A 17,534-nucleotide genomic window follows, 5' to 3' on the forward strand; every position below is an offset into this window, starting at 1 on the left:
GTGCCCGGGACACCTTCGGCCGACCGCCGGGAGTTCCGGGCACTCGCCCGTGAACGGCAATCCCCTCAACGACAGGCAAACGAAGGAGCCGACGTGGGCACCCTGCGGTTCATCGCCGGAACGTTCGCCACACACCCTGGCCGCGACCCCCTGGCCAGCTGGCGGCCGCGCGGGGCACATACCGCGTATGCAGCCAGTGCGATGCGGATCTGGACGACCGCGTACGCGCCCGACGAGATCCGCGCCTGCGGGACCGTCGACGGGCCAGGCGAAGTCCTCACGCTCGGCAGCTGTCTGGCCACCGAGCAGGAACTGACCGCCGCCCGGCAGGCGGCCGAACGCAGCGAGTGGGCGGCCACCACACGGCTGCCCGGCTGCTACCTGAGCGTCGTACGGACCGGGCAGACGCTGCGGATCGCCGGCACCCGTGCCGGGACCATCACCGTGTACTGGCTGCCGGTCGAGGGCGGCGTGCTGTGGGCGAGTGCCGCCGCGCCGCTCGCTGCCTATCGCGGCGCCGAGGCCGATCCGGCCGTCCTGCTCTCCGCGTTCACCCTCCGCGGTCTCGACACCATCCAGGCGAGCCACTTCCGTACGGTGCGCCGCGTCCCGCCGTATCACGCTCTCGTCCTGGAGGCGGAAGCCGGTCCACGCGTCGAATCTGTGCCGTCTTCGGCCCGCCCCCGCTCCTTCGCCACCGGGGCTCCGCTCGTACGCGACGCGGTGAGCACGGCGGTCACCCGGCGCGCGACGAGCAACGCCCTGCTCTCCGCCGACCTGTCCGGCGGCATCGACAGCACGACCGTCACCTGCCTTGCCGTCGCGCACAGCCCGCTGCTCGCCGTCACCTACACCGACGCACGCATGGGCGAACAGGACGACGTCCGGTACGCGGAGCGAATCGCAGCCGGCTCCGACGGCATCCGCCACGCCTGGGTGTACGGGACCCGCGACGGCGTCCAGCACTTCGACGCCCTCGACGACCCCGCCGTACTTCCGCTCACCGACACCCCGGCGCTTACCCTCGGACTGCTCGCCATCAAGGCGGCCCAGCTCACCCCGGCCACCGCCCACGGCTCGCGCCTGCACCTGACGGGGCGCGGCGGCGACAACGTCCTGGACGCCCTGCCGACAGCGGTGATCGACCAGTACCGCGCCGGACACCGCCTCGGCGCCTTCCGTAACATCGTCCGCAGTGCCCGTGCCCAGCACACCGCGCTGTGGCCGCTGCTGCGCGAGGCGATACGTACGCAACGAATCGCTTATCCGCAGGCGTTGGACACCCTGGCCTCGCTGCTCGACCGACCTGGTGCTCTCCACAGACCCGGCTGGGCGCCACCGTCGGAGGCCCTGAGCTGGTGCGGCATCACCGCGGCTGCGGCCTGGCTCACCCCGACCGGCCGCAGACTCGTGGCCGAGCTCGTCGGCGCCACCGCGGCGAGCGCCGACCCGCGCACCGCTCCCGGAGCACTGCACGAGCGGCTCGCCCTGGAGTACATGGGCGCCGGGCACGCGAGCTACGACCAAATTGCCCGCCAGCAGTGGAGCCTGCCCATCCACGCGCCGCTCCTGGATACACCCGTGGTCGACGCCTGCCTCGCGATCCCCGGCTACGAACGGTCCCGGCCGGGCGACTACAAGCCGCTGGCCCGCGCCGCCTTCACCGGCCAGGTCCCCGACCTCCTTCTCCAGCGGCGCACCAAGACCGCGTTCACCGGCAGCCTCTACGCCGGTCTGCGGACCAACGCGCCGGTCCTGCGCCGCCTGCTCACCGGCTCCGCCCTCGCTCAGGGCGGGCTCCTCGACGCCAAGCGGGCGGTCGCGGCGCTGGACGGCGCGGCACGGGGTGAGCCTGCACCGCTCGCTGCCCTGCACACGCTGATCGTCACCGAGCTGTGGCTGGCCACCCTGCCCACCGCACGCGGCATCTGGTGGGAGAACACCCTCGCCGACGAACACCAGGAGGCCACCCGATGAGCAGCACGAGCGGCATCTACGCGGCCACCAGCGCCGAGGGCATCGCGCTGATGGACATCCGAACAGGCCGGGGACAGTGGCGGTTCCTGGACCCGATCGGCGCGCAGCTGTGGCAGACGATCACCGACGGCACCACTCCGGCCGAAGCGATCGAGAAGCACACCGCACAGTGGGCAGGCCGCGGCGCCGACCCGAGCCAGGTCCGCGTCGATCTCACCGCGCTCGCCGACGACCTCGAACGCGCCGACCTGCTGCGCCGAACGCCGCAGGTCCACCGGCACGATCACCCCGAGGTCCAGTTCGCCGCCCCCGTCCCCGTCAGCCTGGCCGGATACCTGGCGGGGCACGTCGGGCTGCTCCTGGCGCTCGTCCTGCTTCGGCTGCTGCCGATCCGGGCCGCCGTCGCCGGCGCCCGCATCGTCACCCGCCTGCCCAGCCGCTCTGCCACCCCGACGGAGGCGACGGCCGCGTTCGCTGCCGTCCGCCGCGCCGCCCGATGGTGGCCGGGCCGGGCCGCGTGCCTGGAAGAGTCCCTCGCCACCTTCTTCGCGGCCGCCTTCACCGGCCGCCGCGTGCGGTGGGTGATCGGCGCCAGGTTCGTCCCGCAGGGGGCGCACGCCTGGATCGAGGCAGGCCACACCATCGTCGGCCAGCTCGAAGACGACCGCGTCTGGCCGTACCGTGCTGCACTCCAGATAGAGCGAACCTGACCGTGCGCCCCTGCCCGAGCCCGATACTGGGGCGGTGACCGGACACCCGAAGCTGATGACCGCGCAGGAGATCACGGCGCTCACCACTGCGGCGCTCGCGGATCCCGCTGTCGACCTCGCCATTCCCCTCGGGCTCACGCTCGCGCTTCGCGAGGGCCTGCCCAGCACGGTCCTGGCGTCCCTGATCCGGGGCGACTACCACCCTGCCGCCGGCGACGCCCCCGGCGCTCTCACCTACCGGGACGGCGACGAGATCCGCGTGGCCAGTCTCTCCCCGGAATCCGAACTCCTGCTGTCCGCGTATCTCGAACGCCGTGCACACAAACCGGAGTGAATCGGTGTTTTCTGGTTGTTTATTCTCGTCCTTTCGGGAGTGAAGGCTCGTACTGAAATTCGCCACCCTTCGCCACCATGACCACCCGTATGGGTGACGCGTTGCTCAGGATGTGACTGACATCCGAGCCCGCAGCGGTTCCCGCGAGACTCCCGTACGCCAGGCCCCCGGGCGGCTCCTTCACCTGCCGTGGCCCCGTCGGCGACGGGCCGACGTCGGGGAAGCCCTGCCGCAGTACACGGTGAGCGCCGAGCGGCACGACAACGCGCTGGCCGACGACTTCACGACGATCGCGCGGCGCCTGCCCGCCCTGACGGTGACCGCGCTCCGGCTGGCCTGGGACGCCGACCGGCGTGCCGTCCTGCTCGCTGCCGTCCTGCAGTTGGCGACCGGCGCCATCACCGCGATCGGCCTGTACGCCACCCGCGGTGCCCTCACCCCGCTGTTCGCGCCCGGACCGACGGCCGAGCGCATCCACACGGCGCTGCCCTCGCTCGCCCTGATCACCGTCGCCGCCGTCGGACGCTCCCTGATCGCCGCCACCACACTGGCCGTCACCGCACGGATCGGCCCCCGAGTGGACGCGATCGCCGAACTGCGCTACCTCAACGCCGCCACCCGCGTCCCGCTCGCCGCCTACGACGACGCGGCCTGGTGCGACCACAGCGAGGCCGCCAACCGGGCCTCCAAGGACGCCCACTTGATGATCGACGCGCTCACCGCGCTCACCGCAGCCCTGCTCGGGCTACTCGCCGCCGCCGGCATCCTCACCGCGCTCCACCCCGCGCTGCTGCCGCTCCTGTTGCTCGCCGTGATCCCGCGCGGCGCCGCCGCCGTCCGCGCCGCGCGCGCCGCTCACCTGGCCGAGCGGCACACGCTCTCCGACCGACGGCTTCGCCACAACCTCATCTACTGCACCGCCGGCCGCGCCACCGCCCTCGACGTCCGGGCCAACACCATGCGCCCGTGGCTGCTGCAGCAGTTCACCACCGTCACCGACCGGCTCACCGAGCACGCCGCCCGCGTCGGCCGATCCACCGCCCGCTACCAGCTCCTCGGCGACACCATGGCCGGAGGCGCCGCGCTCCTCGTCTACGGGGCGCTGCTCTGGCTCGTGCTCAGCGGCCACATCCCGGCGGCCGCGGCGGGCACCGCATTCATCGCCGTCCAGACCTGCCGCCTACTGCTCACTCAGCTGATCACCGGCATCAACTCGACTTACAAGACCGGCCTGTACCTCGGGGACTGGTCCACCTTCCTCACCGACGCGCAACAGCGCGCCCAGCTCCCCGCCGCCCCCGTCCCGGTGCCCGCCCGCCCGGCCGTCATCGCCGCGCACAACATCAGCTTCCGCTACCCCGGCAGCGAACTGCCCGTCCTCGAGAACATCAGCGTCACCGTGCGCCGCGGCGAAGTCCTGGCGATCGTGGGCGCGAACGGCGCGGGCAAGTCGACCCTCGCGAAACTCCTCGCCGGCCTCTACACCCCCACCACGGGCAAGGTCACCTGGGACGAGGTGGACCTGACCACGGCCGACCCAGACGAGGTGTGGGCGCGGCTCGCGCTGCTGCCCCAGGACATCGCCCGCTGGCAGGTCTCGGCCCGCGAGAACATCACCCTCGGCCAGGGCGACGGAAGCGACGAGACCGTCATGGACGCGGCCCGCGCCTCGGGCGCGGACGACGTCATCGCCCGCCTGCCCGAGGGCCTCGACACCAGCCTCGCCCCCTCTCAGTGGGGCGGCCGCGACCTGTCCGGCGGCCAGTGGCAGCGCCTGGCCGGCGCGCGGGCCTTCCACCGCAAGGACGCACCCTTGCTGATCTGCGACGAACCGACATCAGCCCTCGACCCCCGCGCCGAGGAAGCCGTCTACGACCGTATCCGCGCCCTCAGTGAAGGCCGCACCGTCATCCTGATCACCCATCGCCTCGGCTCCACCCGCGCAGCCGACCGCATCATCGTCCTGGACGGCGGACGCCTCCTCGAAGAGGGCACGCACGAGTCACTCCTGGCCGATGACGGCGAGTACGCCGCCCTGTGGCGTACTCAGGCACGGAGCTACGCCGACCAGCCCCAAAGGTGAGCCCACGGTGGCACCGCCTCGACCGTGGACGGCGGTGGGCGGTTCACAGGCCGGCGGCGTCCAGCAGGCGCTGCAGGACCTTCTTGGTGTGGTGCTGGCCGCGCAGTGCGCGGGAACGCTCCGCGAAGGCCTCACTGGTGCCTTCGCGGTCGGCGAGCGCGGAGAGGTCCCCCAATAGCTGCACAGCGGCGGGGTAGTTGCGGCCCTTCTGGTACGCGATCATCTCGTGGACGCGGCCCCACGCGGCCTCGGGGTCATCCTGGATGGCGGCCAGGCGGCGCTGCTGGGCAGCATGCGCCTTTTGACGTTCGGCTTCCTCGCGCTCGGTTTCCTCCTGCGCTTCGCGGGCGAGGCGCTCGGCGGTAGCTGCGGGGACGGCGGCTCGAAGTTGGGCAACGGTGCGTCCGCCCTCGCAAGGGGGAGTGCCCGGGTGGGCCAGGCGGAACCGTCGGCGCAGGTCAGCGCCGGCATGGGGATCGTCGTCGTGGAGGAGGCGCACCAAGGTGGCGTCCTTGTCTGTCTGAGGCAGCGTGCTGATCCAGGACTCGTACATGGCGCGCGTGGGCTCAGGGTCAGCGTGTGGGCGAGGTAGGGCCGCCGCGGTGATCAGGTCGGGGTCGATGCGCAGGAAGGTGGCCATATCGGTGAGGGAATCTGGTAGGTCGGCGAGGCCGGCGGGAAGCGCGGGCTCAACATCGTCGTCGTCCAGTTCGTTGTTGCCCAGGCAGTGCAGCCAGGCCAGGTAGAGCAGGCGCATGTCCCCGGCCGCGACGTCGAGACGTGCTTCGGCGATCGAGGGGAGCCATTCCTCTTCGCGGTCGGTGTCTCCGTACTCGTCGAAGTCGAAGAGGTCGTTGAAGTCCTCGAACTCCCCGTCCTCGTCGTCCGAGACCAGCGTGATGAGGACGTGTCCGCCGTGCTGGCGGGCCTCGGCTGATTCGCCGGTGCAGTACTGCTCGGCGATGTGCAGCGGAAGCTGATCAGCGGGCCATCTCAGGATGACCTTGCGGTAGCCCCAGTTCGCGAAGTACAGGTGGGCGTCGTAGAACTCCTCCATGAGCTGGTCACAGCTGCCCTTGAAGTCGCCCCACTGATAAGTGTTCACAAACGTGGTGCGGGTGAGAGCAGCACGGGAGGTCAACTGGCGGATCTCAGCGACCTGTTCGTCAGTCAAGGGCCGGTCGACGGCAAGAAACTGATAGTGCTGATATTCGGACATCGCGGCATCCAGCTGTGCTTCCGCTCCGGGTTCGATGCATCACCGTCGGGCGTCTACGTTCAGTTCGGAGTGCCGTGCCCGCCCAGCGCCGCCTTGGCGGCTTCCGACCGGGCGTCGGCCAAGGAGTCGTCGATCGTGAGGCGGAACCGGCAGCCCTCGAACGAGGACAGCGCTTCGCCCAGCTCTGCCCACGACAGGGTGCGTCCGTCGACCACGACGCGGAACGGCGAACCGTCGGGGTTCCAGACCAGCCGGCCTGCGACCTCCTCGTCCGCCAGCCGCCATCCCGTCCCCCGTGGGTCCGGTTCCAGGTAGCAGTGGCTGATCTCCGCTTCGGCCTTCGCCCGTACCCGGGCCAGCAGCTGGTTCACATCGGCATCGTGGTCGCCGAGCACGCCGAACTCGAACCCTTCGTCCGTGGCCCGGCACTCCTCGACCAGCCGCACCGAGATCCCGGTGGGCGCCCGCCACAGCCGGTAGCGCAGCACATGCCGACGCCCGTCCCCGCCCTCGACTTCTATCGGGGGTGGGGCGAGCGGGAGTTTGGGCATGCCCGTCGCTGTCGAGATCCGCCCGTCTAGGCACGGGTCGCACAGCGGGCCGTCGCCGTCGAGCCACTGATCTGCCGGGCGTCGGCCGCACTCCAGGCACCCGGTCTCAGCCTTCAGTTCGTCCATAGATGCGCCACCTTATGCCCGCTATATTCTACTGCTCGAGCCTGCGCAGGATGTGCACGATGTCGCGGCGCAGGAACGGGGCGCCCTCGGGCCCCTTGACGAAGTCCAGGATGGTGATGTCTTCGTGCGTGCAGCCGCCGTCGGCGTGCTCACGCGGGTTCATGCAGTGGGACCGGCTGTGTTCCTGCACGGTCCACCGGTGTTTGTACTGGATGGACGAGCGTTGAGCAGGCACGGCAGCTGAGGCGCCGTCCGCATCGCTGGGCGGCTGTGGGGCCCGGCGGCGGACGGTGACGAGGCGGACCACACCGTCGTCTTCAATCCCGCGCCTGCGGTCGGCGCGGGTCTTGGTGGGCTTGCGCTTCAGGAGCGTGGTGTCAGTGATCGGCTTGCCGATCTGCTCCTGGGTGATCAGATCCCAGCAGGCGATCAGGACGCGGACCCCGTGCTGGGTAGAGAGGACGTCGGAGGGAGGTGCGAAGACCTGGCCGGCCGACACGATATGCGTGTCGGTGAGGTCCAGGGGCGGAGTGTCACGCTCGTCATCGATCACTGCGTCCTGGACGTGGTACAGGGTGATCCACCAGTGGGGGCCGTCCTCGCACGTGACGGGTTCATAGGCGTCGGCGTTGTTCAGCCGCAGCCAGCCATCGGGTTGGGAGTGCGGGTCCCACAGCCCCCATGAGGCGGCAACGACATCGGAACTGCCAGGAGTTGTGAAGGAGACCGGCTCGGAGAAGAACAGCATGCCGTTCGGCGAGGGCACCCGGTGGGGTGCAATCGGGGTGGTCCGTGGACGGGCAGATTTGCGCACGGCGACGGAGCACATGTCGGCGTCGACGAAGTAGAGCCGGGCTTTGGAGAGGCGCTCCAGTTCCTGGTCGGCCAGGATGTCGCCGGTGGCCGGGTTTCCGCGCGGACCGGGGGCCATGGTCAGGCCGACGATGTCAAGGAACCCGGTCGCCTCCGCCCGGCTGGCGGGGTGATCGACGAACTTCATCGTCTTGCGACGGATCTCCGGCAGGGTGCGGGGATCGGGCGGCCATGGCAGCGGATCCCAGCCGGGCGGCTCGCAGCCCGTCAACCACGCAAGCGTGTTCGTCTCGACCATGTCGGACGGGTCGAAGCGTCGCAGCCACGCTGACGTTCCATCACCGTGCAGGCACGTGATGGCTGCGAGGAGCCGCGACCAGGCGGTGATGCGCTCGACACGCTGCCGGTCCCCGATGACGGTGTCCACTGGGCCCTGGGGGTGGCCAAGAGCCCAGGCGTGCGCCTCGCACTCCCGGGCTGCGCCAGGGCCGACCACGCGGCGAACCCAAGCAACGGCCTCCTGGGCGATGCTGCCGGAGACGCTCTCGTTGACCCCGGCGAGCCAGTTCAGCAGCAGCCATTGCTGCTGCCGCATACAGACGATCTCGGTGCTCCGGTCCGCCTCCGCGTCTACCTCGGGCAGTTGCGCCAGGACCGTGCCGAACACTTGCTCAAGGGGAAACTGCGGGTGGTCGATCACGGTATCGATGAGCATCGTCGCCACGCTGGCGATCGTGTCCACGGCGGCGATCTCGTGCGTCTCCTGCGTCCTCAACCGAGATCTCCCCAGACCGTGAGCCGTGCGATTCCGGAATTCCGCGTTCGAGCGGATCCACGTGCTTCTCCGCATGCTGCCACCCCGCCGCGCTCGCAGAGGACGTCAGTGCGGTTCTCCACTCGAACGGGATCTCGTGTGGTAGCGCCTTGTCCGGAGTCTCTCGTGCGCAGGGCCCTTCTCGGGTTGACGGGTCGGTTCACGAACTGCCGCTTGACCGAGGCCTTCCTTCGGGTGCCCGGGACGGGACCTGGGGCACTCCGGGCATGCCAGGACGTGGCATCTTGGGGGTGTGGAGGCCTCTATGCTCGGGCGTCATGGGCAAGGCGAGCCGCGGGAAGCGGGACCGCAAGAAGCAGATGGGCAAGGGTCGGCCGGCTGCAGGCACGGACTCGTCGGTACTTTTCACCCGCGGGTACCCTGCGTGGTCTCCGAGCGGTGAGCTGGCGGCGCTCCGTGAAGTGAAGGTGATGCAGCTCAAGGGCGATCCGCACCCCATGGCCGTGATGGTGGTGGATCCGCCAGAGGACCGCGGCGAGTGGCTGCCGGCCGAGGCCGGGCCGACCGATGCCCGGGTGCGCTGGGACTTCCGAGGGTCGGACGAGGGCGGGTATCTCGTCGCGGTCTTGTCCCTGCCGAGCGGCCGGGAACTCGTGTCGGTGGCCTTCGACCCCTGACGGGATGAGGATCTGCTCGACTGCATGGCCGAGGGCGCGCTGCTGCTGGTCACCGATGCGGACAACGTGGACGCGATCCGCAGCCGCGAGGCCGCCCGCGGCGTTCTGGCCCCCTCTTCGGCGTCCGAACTGGACGCCGCGCGCGGCGCGCTGATCGCGGACTGGCCCGCCTCCGATCCCGAATCCACCGCGGCGCCGGAATGGGGCCGTGATGAGGCGGCGGAGCACGGACCAGCGGAGCCCATGGGCGAACCGCGCCTGGTTGAGGGCCTGTTCGATGAGGATCACCACATCTGGGCGAAGGCCTTCGTTCTCCAAGGATGGAGCGCGGTCTTGCCGCGCGCCGCATCCTGGTTGCTCGCCTGCATTGCCGAGCTTGAACTCGAGGGGATGCGGGGCGACCCACGGGTACTGGGGAACTCGGTCGGTGCCATCGCCCAGTTCGTCTCGCGCTACGGCGGCTGGGACGCCTCGGTGTGGGTCATGGAGGAGACGGCGGCACTGGCGCCGCCGAAGGACACCGAGCTGCGCCGCGCCTGGCTTCCCACGGTCCTCGAATCCGGCGAACCGACAACACTCCGCCGCCTGCTGGGCACCCTGGTCACGGCCGGTCTCATCGAGGTCGGCTCCGACGGGCAGTGGAAGTTGAACCCGCTGCCGCCGACGGTTCCTGCTCCGCCGGCCGAGCTGCTGGGAGCGGTTCAGGGGACGGCGGTTCAAGGCTGCTTGCTGGAACGCTCCTACGACCTGGGGTCCGCGGTGATCACCGTGACCTGGGAAGAGCTCGCCGCCGACCTCAAGCTGCCGTGGGAGCAGGTGCGCGAGCAGGCCATCGGGCACGTGCAGGCGCCACATTGCCCGTTGATCCCGCTCGACGGCACGCCGCTCGCCAAGACGGGGGAGACGGAGCCGGTGCGGTGGCGCATCGACTGGGTGGCGGCCCGGCTCGACGGCCTGGTCAACGTGCACGACCACCTTCAGCTCGTCCACGACGGCCAGCCGATCACCTGGCACGGTGACGCGCTGCCGGTCCTCGGTCCGCGCGACACCCCGTCGCTCAGCCACATCATGGGCTCCTGGATGGAGTTCAACCGCGCCGAGGACCGAGCGGACGAACACGGTGCCGGTGAAAGCCTGTTGGAGTTCTGCGGGTCACCGGTCGGCATGGCCAAGGCTCTCAAGACCTACGATGCCGCCACCCTGCGGCGCCTGGCGGTGGGCACCCCCACCCCCGAGTACACGGCACGGGCCGAGCAGATCTACGGCCCGGTGATCTGGCGCCAGCTGTCCGACCTGGTGGACGCGGACCTGTCCAGCGCCACCGACGAGGGTGCACTCATCGTGGGAAAGCCGGCCCCGCCCGCGCGCACCCCCTTCGGCCTCCCGGAAACCTTCGGCACCCAGATCGCCCTGACCACCAGCGTCGCCACCCGCATCAACCAGGACTTCGCGGATCCCGGCGTGGCCGACGACCGCCTGGACGCTGCGATGCGCCCCGTCTTCGAACACGACATGCGCGTCCTCACGGTCGGCGGGCGGTGGGGCGACCCCCAGCAGCGCACCGAACCGGCAGCACCGGGCGACGCCATCGCCCTGCGCGCCCTCACCCTGGGCGCGGTGATCGGCCAGAACGCGCTGGCCGACTCCGCCAACGGGCTCCGCGGCGAGGGCATCGCCCTGGACAGCCGCGCGTACGCCAGCACGGGCCTGGGCGCCGCCTGCGCCAGCATCGGACATGCCCTCGCCGACGCCGTGCCCTTCTACATCCCCACCGCCACCTGCGCCGGCGTCGCCGACAGCACCCCGCCCCAGGGCGAGGCCCTCGACGACATCCGCCTGCCCTTCCGCTCCTGCCTGCTCGCCCTCGGCGCCCCGCTGCATCTGAAGTCGCGCAGCGGCCTGTGGCACCCCCGCCTCGCCCACCTCCTCGAGACCGCTCCCAGCGGCCTGCCCGTAGACAACGCGGTGGCGGCTGCCGAGACGCGCGGCCAAGGCCTCGCCATCAACCTGGCCTCGCCGCCGCCCCCGGTGCCGGTCGTGAACGCTGTCTACGCCCGCGGCGCGTTCATCGACGGACTGGTCCTGCTCGCCGACGAAGACGGGCAGCTCGCCGACGAGATGATCTGGCTGCTGCGCATCCCCGGCACCAGCCGCACCACCCTCACCCGCGCCGCACTGCCCGGATGGCGCTCCCTGTCCACCCTGGCGGACACCGTCACCAACCTGGCTGCCGCCCTGGCCTGGGCCTCGTGGAACACCCCCGAGCCCACCGAACTCCCCACCCGCCGCCCGACCGCAGCCACCGCCCGGCAAGAACGCCAAGGACTCCTCGGCGGCGTACGGGTCCTGTCCCTAACCCGCGGCTCCCGCAGCGACGACGCTCCGCGGGAGGACGGCGTCGGTACCGAGACGGGCCGCCGTCTGGCGCCTCACCTTCGGCGAGGGCACTGGCGCCGCTCCCGCATCGGGCCCCGCACCGACTGGGACGGCACCTACCGCAACGCCTGGATCCCGCCCACCGTCGTCAACGCCGCCCTCGGCTCCATCCAGGGACAACGCGTGTACCGCATCCCCGAACCCCGCACGTAGCACGTCCGCGTCCACACCTCGAAAGCGGAATTGCGATGAGCGTAATCCATTGTGCTCATCGCAATTCTGGCGCATGCTGTTCGGCATGAGCGTATTCACCGACATCGCCGCGATCTGCCACCCGATGCCTGCTCCTGGGGACGTGCCCGACGACGTCTTCAACGACGTCTGTCACTCCGTCCAGGCCGAGCGGGACGAGATGATCCGCAACCTCGAAGCCGCCGCGGATGCGGACTGGGAGGAGCACGAGCCGCTGCTCTCGGCGATCGGCATGGCCCGCTACCGCAAGTCGCAGGCCGAGGACGAGATCCGCCGGCTGGTCGCCTACGGGCGGGAGTTCGCCCGCCCCCGCCCCTACAAACTCGCCGACCTCGCTGCCGCCTCCGGCATGTCCATCTCCGGAATCCGCACCGCCTACGGTCATGGCGAAGTCGCGGCCGTGGAGCACGCCCTCGGCCGCACCACCCGGGAGGACTGGAGGGCGACCTCGCCGGACGACCCGGCCGACGAGGAGGGCGCATCGTGACCCAGCGCCACTCGGCCACCAGGACGACGCGGATAAAGAAGGGCCGCGCGTGGGCAACGCGGGCGACCTCATCCGGCGGCGCAGCGGAGTTCCGCGCTCGCCTCCACGAGCAGTCGGCCCGGGGCGTGACGCCGGCCGACGCGATCCGCCTCAAGGCATCACTGACCGGATGGTTCGACTCCGAACAGTGGATTCGCTACCTGGCCGCCGACGGGCTTCCGGAGTACGGGCCGGGCGTGTGGCCCGACCAGTGGCCGTCCGCCTCGCTCGAGGAACGCATGGCGCTCTTCACCGCGGACGAGCTGATCCCTCTGGAGGCGTGGCAGAACGCCGACACCGTCTACGCGGATGCGGCCATGTGCGACCTGGTGACGGCCGCCGCCCAGACCTTCCCCCAACAGTGCGTGCGGCGTGACGAGTTCCTCGCCCCCATCGGCTTCCTGTTCTTCGCCAAGCCCGTCCCGTCAGCCGCCTTCGCGCCTTTGTCCCCCGACCAGCCGTCGATCACCGCCATCACCTGGGCGTGCGTGGACGACGGCGTCAACGCCTTCACCTGGGTCCGCTACCCGCCCGGGGCGTACGACGTCAACGGCGTCACAGTGCAGGTCACCGCGCTCTTTCCGCAGCTCGCCTACTTCGTGCCGTGGGACAGGCCCGCGCACGCGGGCACCCACAGCGTCTCCATACTCAGAGCCCTGTCCGCGCTCGCCAAACAGCCCCTGACTTGCGAGGACTCCCCAAAGATCCACCAATCGGTGCGCGCCATCGCACGCAACGCGAAGATCCGCCCCGAGAGCTTCCGCCGCATCGCCCTGCGCCGCCCCGAGACGGCCGCCCACGAGCTCTCCGCAGCACGCGCCGCCGCCGAAGGCCGCACGCCCGCCGGCCACTGGGTCCGCGGTCACTGGCGCAACCAGTACTACGCCAGTATCGACGAGCACCGGCCCATCTGGATCGAAGGCTTCCCCCGGGCGACTTCACCCAGCCCGCACCCGTCGGCGAGCGGCTCCTGGTGGCCCACGCGAACCGCGCGGAAACCGGCCCCGCCCATGCGCCTCTGTCCGAGCTACACAGGGCCGGTTAACCTCCTCAACGTGATCACGCCCCGTGTCCCCGCCGTCCCGGAGTTCCGACGAGTCGCCGCCGTCCTCCGCAACCGGATCCGCGAGCGGTTCTACACCGCCGGTCAGCGCCTCCCCGCGGCTCCGGCCTTGGCAGAAGAACTGGACAGCAACCGCAGCGCCGTCGAGCGGGCCGTGCGGATGCTGTCGGCCGAGGGACTACTGACCACCAGGCAGGGATCCGGCGCCTACGCCCCGCACATCGTGGACAAGCTGCTCTGGGAGGGGACCACCAGGTACCGTCCAGCCGGCGCGGACGGCACGTGGGCGCAGGACTCCTTCGGCGCGCAGTTGCGCGCGCGGGGGCTGGCTCCGAGAGAGATCACCAACGACCGTGGCGAGATACCGCCCGGCGACGTCGCCGCGATCCTCATGTTCGATCCAACGATCCACGGGTGGCGGGCATGGGCGGAGAACGTCGACCGCCGGGTGGAGTGGGACTGCGACGGCTCCCCGAAACTCTTCCCCCTCTGACAACTCCGGGGGCGGCACGCACACGGGTTCATGCAATCGCGCCCCAGGACACGCCGCGCTCCCTGATCATGTCGCTATGACGGGCAGTGACGCGACCAATCACCGACTCCCCGGAGCGCGCCCAGGCCGCAGCGGCGAGGCACCACAGCGCCCCGCTCCGGCCGTACGCGTACCCCCGCGACGTCGCCGGGAGGTCGGGCCGTGGCTATTTCATCCCGTCGCACCGGGCACGTTCAACGATGAGTACCGGCCGGAGAACCGCCTACTCGCTGCGGAATTGGCTCGTCAGCTTGTCCCTCTGGTTGAGGAGCGATCGGTACAGCCGGGACAAGTGATCTACGACATCCAGGGCATTGTCTTCCGGATCATCGGCGTCCACGATGACGACGCGTTGCGTAAGAAGATCCAGAGTTGCTGTCAGCCTGCCATGATCTTTCAACTCGTCGTCCTGCGCTACAACCTTGTGCGGCACCGTCCCGTGCGTGCCAGCGACCCGGAGCCGCCCGCGCACCCCGGCGGTCGCACTCGTTCCTGGGAGATCAGCCCGGCGGCGCAATTACTCGCGCCGGTGGTCGCCGAGGAACTCGTCACCGAACACCTACGACTCTGACCTGTTGCGCGTGCGCGCCACCGGCACTGAGCGAGAGACCGTGACCCCGTAAGCGACGCTGCACGGATGCTGATCACGTTCACGGAGGGCGGCAAGAGCTGCGGTCGCCGCAGACCATCGAACTCGGCCACAATCACGGCCAAACTCCAGAGTCGCGTGCGGGTTCCGGTCGTTCGAGCTCCGAGAATCCGCGAACCGGCGCACTTTCGACCGGGCGGTGCAGAAGATCCGCCGCCAGGAGCAGGGGCATGAGTATGCCCAAGCGCGGCTCATCGCGCTTGGCGCACCTCTGCCGCGTGCGGGGTGCGACCCCGCTTGCTGGCTCCGGGAGGCCTTGGCGGCCGTCGAGGCCCGAAACGTCCGGCACCGCGGGGCGCACCGGTTCGTGTTCCGCCTCGGCAGCCGACGCGAGCGAGAACAGATCAAACTCGGCTTCTCCCCCCTGCAGCCCTACCCCAAGCAGGTCGATCCCGAGCCGATCCGGGTGTGAGTGCTGAGCTCCTGCCCCGTCCGAGTTTTCCCGCCTGCTCTTGTCAGGCGGCCCCGCCGCTGCTGTCGCGTGCGCTCAGCCGACGCAGCTGACTCAAGGGATACCCCATGCCTATACCCCCCGCCACTGTCCCACTTCGCGCGCCGGACCTGACGACCTACGATCTTCTCGCTCCCCAGCTCTCCGGAGGTAAGGACAGCGCGGTGATGATGGCCGTGTTCATGGACGCCGCCCGGGTCGCGGGCGTATCGGAGCGGGTAATCTCGTACCACTCCAGTCTCGGGGTTCTGGAATGGGGGCCGGTCGTGTTCGAGGGCGTCCGTTATCCGGGCGTCTCCGAGCTGGCGTCCCTGCAGAGCGCTGCCTTCGGTGTTCCTCCTGAGCGGCATACCGAGGTCACCCGCACGGTGCCCGGCCCCTGCGGCACCCGCATGCCGCGCAGCCTGCTGACCGAGATCGCAGCATATGGCCGGTTCCCTCGTCTGGGCAGCCCGTTCTGCCGCACGTACGCCAAGGAGGGCGTGGTCTCCATGGCCTGGACGCCGATCGTCCGCCGCCTGCGAGACGAACTCAGCCGCCCTGTGCGGATCCTGAAGGTCATGGGCCTGCGCAGCGACGAGAGCCGCGGCCGCCGAGAACGCCCGGTGCTTCAGCGGGTTCTGGCCAACTCGGCGCGGATCGTGGATGAGTGGCTGCCGGTCAAGGACTGGCCGACTGACGCGGTCAAGGAGTGGCACGCGGACGCTCCGGTGCCGTATTCCTGGACGTATGACTCGAGGCCCGGTGCCGGTGACTGGGCGGGGACGTCCCGCTGCTCCTGTTCCCTGTGCATGTTCGCCGCGAAGGGCGACGTGCTGCTCGCTCTGGGGCGGCGGCCGCGGCTGGCCGCCCTGTACGCCGAGGTCGAGCAGGTGCGCGGCGACAGTTTCTGCGCGGGCTGGCGCATCACTGACCTGCTCCGTCACGCCGAGCTCTGCGGGGCCCCCGACCCTGGCGTCGTCTGCCAGGACGACGGCCCGGAGTTCACCGCCCTGGAGGCCCAGGTGCGGGCCGCCCTCAGGCAGGAGCCCCGCAGGGATCCCCTGCTGGCCCGCAGCGGCGGCCGCGCGATCTGCGACGGCTGCGCCTGATGGCCCGCCCGAGCGCCGGCCCCGTGCTGGAGAGATGGTTGACCTTGATGACTACTGAGCGCCTTCTCGATCTCGCCGCAGTTGCGCCTGACTGCCACGACGAAGACTTGCTATTGCTCTTGCGCGAGGCGCACGGGCTGTACCAGGAGGGGCTGCAGACTCTGCACCGGAGCGTGGCGGAGCGCCTGGGCGGGCTGTCCGAGGCGGCGCTGGTGCGCGCCGCTGACGCCGCTGGGGTGCCCCGTGGTGCCGGGCGGGACCGTGCCGAGGTCATCCTTCTGCTGGCCCTGGCGGAGTGGGAAGGGACGCCGGCGGCTCTGGCGTACACGCAGATGGCGGAGGACGCGGCGCGCCGCGGTGTCTGCATGATTCCCGAGGAGTGAGCTTCGGGGCCGTCGTCCTGGGAACTTTCCTGGCGCCGCGGCTGGACCCACCCCCGGAAGTCCTGCCATTATTTGTGGAGCGAGCCGGGCAGGCCGGCTCCCACCGACAGGACGGACGGTTCCGCCATGGCCTCGCGCCGCGAGCCACGCCTGGCCGACGCCGCCGAGATCGCGGCTGAACACGGCCTGACACCCGCGCGGATCTCCGCCCTCTACACCACGCGCGAAAGGAACGCGCAGAACGAGCCCTTCCCCGAGATTGTGCGCATGCGCCGCAACGCCCGCCTGTGGGATCACGCCGAGGTCACCCGGTGGTTCGCCCACCGCGCCCCGGCCCGGCTACGCGTGCACAAGCCCCCCTCCCGGAACCCCGAGGACCTGCTGAACGCCGCGGAGGCCTCACGGTTCCTCGGCTACAAGAACCCCAATCAGGTCACCACGTTCGTGCGTGACCACCCGGGCTACTTCCCTGAGCCTGACGTCGTCGAAGAACTCGGCACTGAGGAGAACTCCTACGTGCGGCGGCTGTGGCGGGTCCGGACGCTGCAGGTGTGGATGGGCACGCGCCCCGGCAGCGGCAGACGCGCCGGCGCCAGCCGCAACCCGCAACTGCCCGCCGTTCCCGCCGACGGTGATCCCGACGAGCTGCTGGGGGCGACGCAGGCAGCCGCACTCCTGGGGTACAAGAGCATCCAGTCCTTCTCCAGCAGTCTGTCTCAGGGCAATCTGCCGCTGCTGCAGGAAACCGACGGCGTCGCCGAGAACGCTGGGCGCCAGAACGGGCGCCGACGGTGGACACGCCGGCGCATCCTCGAGCAAGCCGCCCAGCGCAAGCCCAGGAACACGAAGTAGAACCCCGCGCTGGCACAGCTCACCGCCCCCGGCAGCGGCCGAGCCCGACATCCCCTTCTTGGAGGGCACGGGCTGCCGGGTGGGCCAGGTGAGG

General features: G+C 70.5%; 16 protein-coding genes. 13 read left to right on the top strand and 3 right to left on the bottom strand.

Features of this window, described 5'->3' with window-relative positions; all coding sequences use genetic code 11:
- Positions 1 to 93 precede the first annotated feature (93 nt).
- From C9F11_RS43250 to C9F11_RS43265, 4 genes are all read left to right on the top strand, one after another.
- A complete protein-coding gene (locus tag C9F11_RS43250; protein ID WP_138967803.1) occupies positions 94 to 1,977 on the top strand; it encodes an asparagine synthase-related protein in 1,884 nt (627 codons plus the stop codon).
- A complete protein-coding gene (locus C9F11_RS43255; protein ID WP_249402297.1) occupies positions 1,974 to 2,687 on the top strand; it encodes a lasso peptide biosynthesis B2 protein in 714 nt (237 codons plus the stop codon). Before C9F11_RS43250 ends, C9F11_RS43255 begins: the two co-directional genes overlap by 4 nt.
- A gap of 34 nt (positions 2,688 to 2,721) precedes the next feature.
- Positions 2,722 to 3,021 carry a hypothetical protein gene (locus C9F11_RS43260; RefSeq protein WP_138967805.1) on the top strand — a complete coding sequence of 100 codons (300 nt, stop codon included), beginning with the start codon at positions 2,722 to 2,724 and terminating at the stop codon, positions 3,019 to 3,021.
- Positions 3,022 to 3,133: 112 nt separating this feature from the next.
- On the top strand, positions 3,134 to 5,104 hold the full coding sequence (locus tag C9F11_RS43265) for an ABC transporter ATP-binding protein (RefSeq protein ID WP_138967807.1): 1,971 nt from the start codon (positions 3,134 to 3,136) through the stop codon (positions 5,102 to 5,104).
- Positions 5,105 to 5,147: 43 nt separating this feature from the next.
- Here C9F11_RS43265 and C9F11_RS43270 read toward each other — a convergent pair whose 3' ends face one another.
- Genes C9F11_RS43270 through C9F11_RS43280 form a run of 3 tightly spaced genes read right to left on the bottom strand, consistent with a single transcriptional unit; the run spans position 5,148 to position 8,588 of the window.
- Entirely contained in the window at positions 5,148 to 6,323 is a 1,176-nt protein-coding gene (locus tag C9F11_RS43270; protein WP_138967809.1) for a hypothetical protein, read from the bottom strand.
- Between the two features lie 59 nt (positions 6,324 to 6,382).
- Positions 6,383 to 7,000 carry a hypothetical protein gene (locus tag C9F11_RS43275; protein WP_138967811.1) on the bottom strand — a complete coding sequence of 206 codons (618 nt, stop codon included), beginning with the start codon at positions 6,998 to 7,000 and terminating at the stop codon, positions 6,383 to 6,385.
- A gap of 28 nt (positions 7,001 to 7,028) precedes the next feature.
- Positions 7,029 to 8,588, bottom strand: coding sequence for a hypothetical protein (locus C9F11_RS43280; protein WP_138967813.1), 1,560 nt, complete (start codon positions 8,586 to 8,588; stop codon positions 7,029 to 7,031).
- Between the two features lie 317 nt (positions 8,589 to 8,905).
- Here C9F11_RS43280 and C9F11_RS43285 point away from each other — a divergent pair, with 317 nt between their 5' ends.
- From C9F11_RS43285 to C9F11_RS43325, 9 genes are all read left to right on the top strand, one after another.
- Positions 8,906 to 9,265: a hypothetical protein gene (locus C9F11_RS43285; RefSeq protein ID WP_138967815.1), complete on the top strand. Its 360-nt coding sequence runs from the start codon at positions 8,906 to 8,908 to the stop codon at positions 9,263 to 9,265.
- 24 nt (positions 9,266 to 9,289) lie between these two features.
- Positions 9,290 to 11,854 (top strand): hypothetical protein, encoded by a 2,565-nt coding sequence (locus C9F11_RS43290; RefSeq protein ID WP_138967817.1) that lies wholly within the window; start codon positions 9,290 to 9,292, stop codon positions 11,852 to 11,854.
- Positions 11,855 to 11,939: 85 nt separating this feature from the next.
- Entirely contained in the window at positions 11,940 to 12,380 is a 441-nt protein-coding gene (locus C9F11_RS43295; protein ID WP_138967819.1) for a hypothetical protein, read from the top strand.
- On the top strand, positions 12,377 to 13,975 hold the full coding sequence (locus C9F11_RS43300; RefSeq protein ID WP_138967821.1) for a GntR family transcriptional regulator: 1,599 nt from the start codon (positions 12,377 to 12,379) through the stop codon (positions 13,973 to 13,975). Before C9F11_RS43295 ends, C9F11_RS43300 begins: the two co-directional genes overlap by 4 nt.
- A gap of 331 nt (positions 13,976 to 14,306) precedes the next feature.
- Positions 14,307 to 14,585, top strand: a complete 279-nt coding sequence (locus C9F11_RS43305; RefSeq protein ID WP_138967823.1) for a hypothetical protein — start codon at positions 14,307 to 14,309, stop codon at positions 14,583 to 14,585.
- 217 nt (positions 14,586 to 14,802) lie between these two features.
- Positions 14,803 to 15,075, top strand: a complete 273-nt coding sequence (locus C9F11_RS43310) for a hypothetical protein (RefSeq protein ID WP_249402298.1) — start codon at positions 14,803 to 14,805, stop codon at positions 15,073 to 15,075.
- Positions 15,076 to 15,182: 107 nt separating this feature from the next.
- A complete protein-coding gene (locus C9F11_RS43315) occupies positions 15,183 to 16,205 on the top strand; it encodes a phosphoadenosine phosphosulfate reductase (protein WP_249402299.1) in 1,023 nt (340 codons plus the stop codon).
- A gap of 47 nt (positions 16,206 to 16,252) precedes the next feature.
- Positions 16,253 to 16,588, top strand: a complete 336-nt coding sequence (locus C9F11_RS43320) for a hypothetical protein (RefSeq protein ID WP_249402300.1) — start codon at positions 16,253 to 16,255, stop codon at positions 16,586 to 16,588.
- 126 nt (positions 16,589 to 16,714) lie between these two features.
- Positions 16,715 to 17,440, top strand: coding sequence for a hypothetical protein (locus tag C9F11_RS43325; RefSeq protein ID WP_138967827.1), 726 nt, complete (start codon positions 16,715 to 16,717; stop codon positions 17,438 to 17,440).
- The last annotated feature ends 94 nt before the right edge of the window (positions 17,441 to 17,534 follow it).

The sequence above is a fragment of the Streptomyces sp. YIM 121038 genome, from assembly GCF_006088715.1.
Lineage (GTDB): Bacteria > Actinomycetota > Actinomycetes > Streptomycetales > Streptomycetaceae > Streptomyces.

Excerpts from the sequence above, each read along its gene's own strand:
- C9F11_RS43255 (WP_249402297.1), top strand. The coding sequence starts at position 1,974 with ATGAGCAGCACGAGCGGCATCTACGCGGCCACCAGCGCCGAGGGCATC.
- C9F11_RS43270 (WP_138967809.1), bottom strand. The coding sequence starts at position 6,323 with ATGTCCGAATATCAGCACTATCAGTTTCTTGCCGTCGACCGGCCCTTG.
- C9F11_RS43275 (WP_138967811.1), bottom strand. The coding sequence starts at position 7,000 with ATGGACGAACTGAAGGCTGAGACCGGGTGCCTGGAGTGCGGCCGACGC.
- C9F11_RS43285 (WP_138967815.1), top strand. The coding sequence starts at position 8,906 with ATGGGCAAGGCGAGCCGCGGGAAGCGGGACCGCAAGAAGCAGATGGGC.
- C9F11_RS43290 (WP_138967817.1), top strand. The coding sequence starts at position 9,290 with ATGGCCGAGGGCGCGCTGCTGCTGGTCACCGATGCGGACAACGTGGAC.
- C9F11_RS43295 (WP_138967819.1), top strand. The coding sequence starts at position 11,940 with ATGAGCGTATTCACCGACATCGCCGCGATCTGCCACCCGATGCCTGCT.
- C9F11_RS43315 (WP_249402299.1), top strand. The coding sequence starts at position 15,183 with ATGCCTATACCCCCCGCCACTGTCCCACTTCGCGCGCCGGACCTGACG.
- C9F11_RS43320 (WP_249402300.1), top strand. The coding sequence starts at position 16,253 with ATGACTACTGAGCGCCTTCTCGATCTCGCCGCAGTTGCGCCTGACTGC.
- C9F11_RS43325 (WP_138967827.1), top strand. The coding sequence starts at position 16,715 with ATGGCCTCGCGCCGCGAGCCACGCCTGGCCGACGCCGCCGAGATCGCG.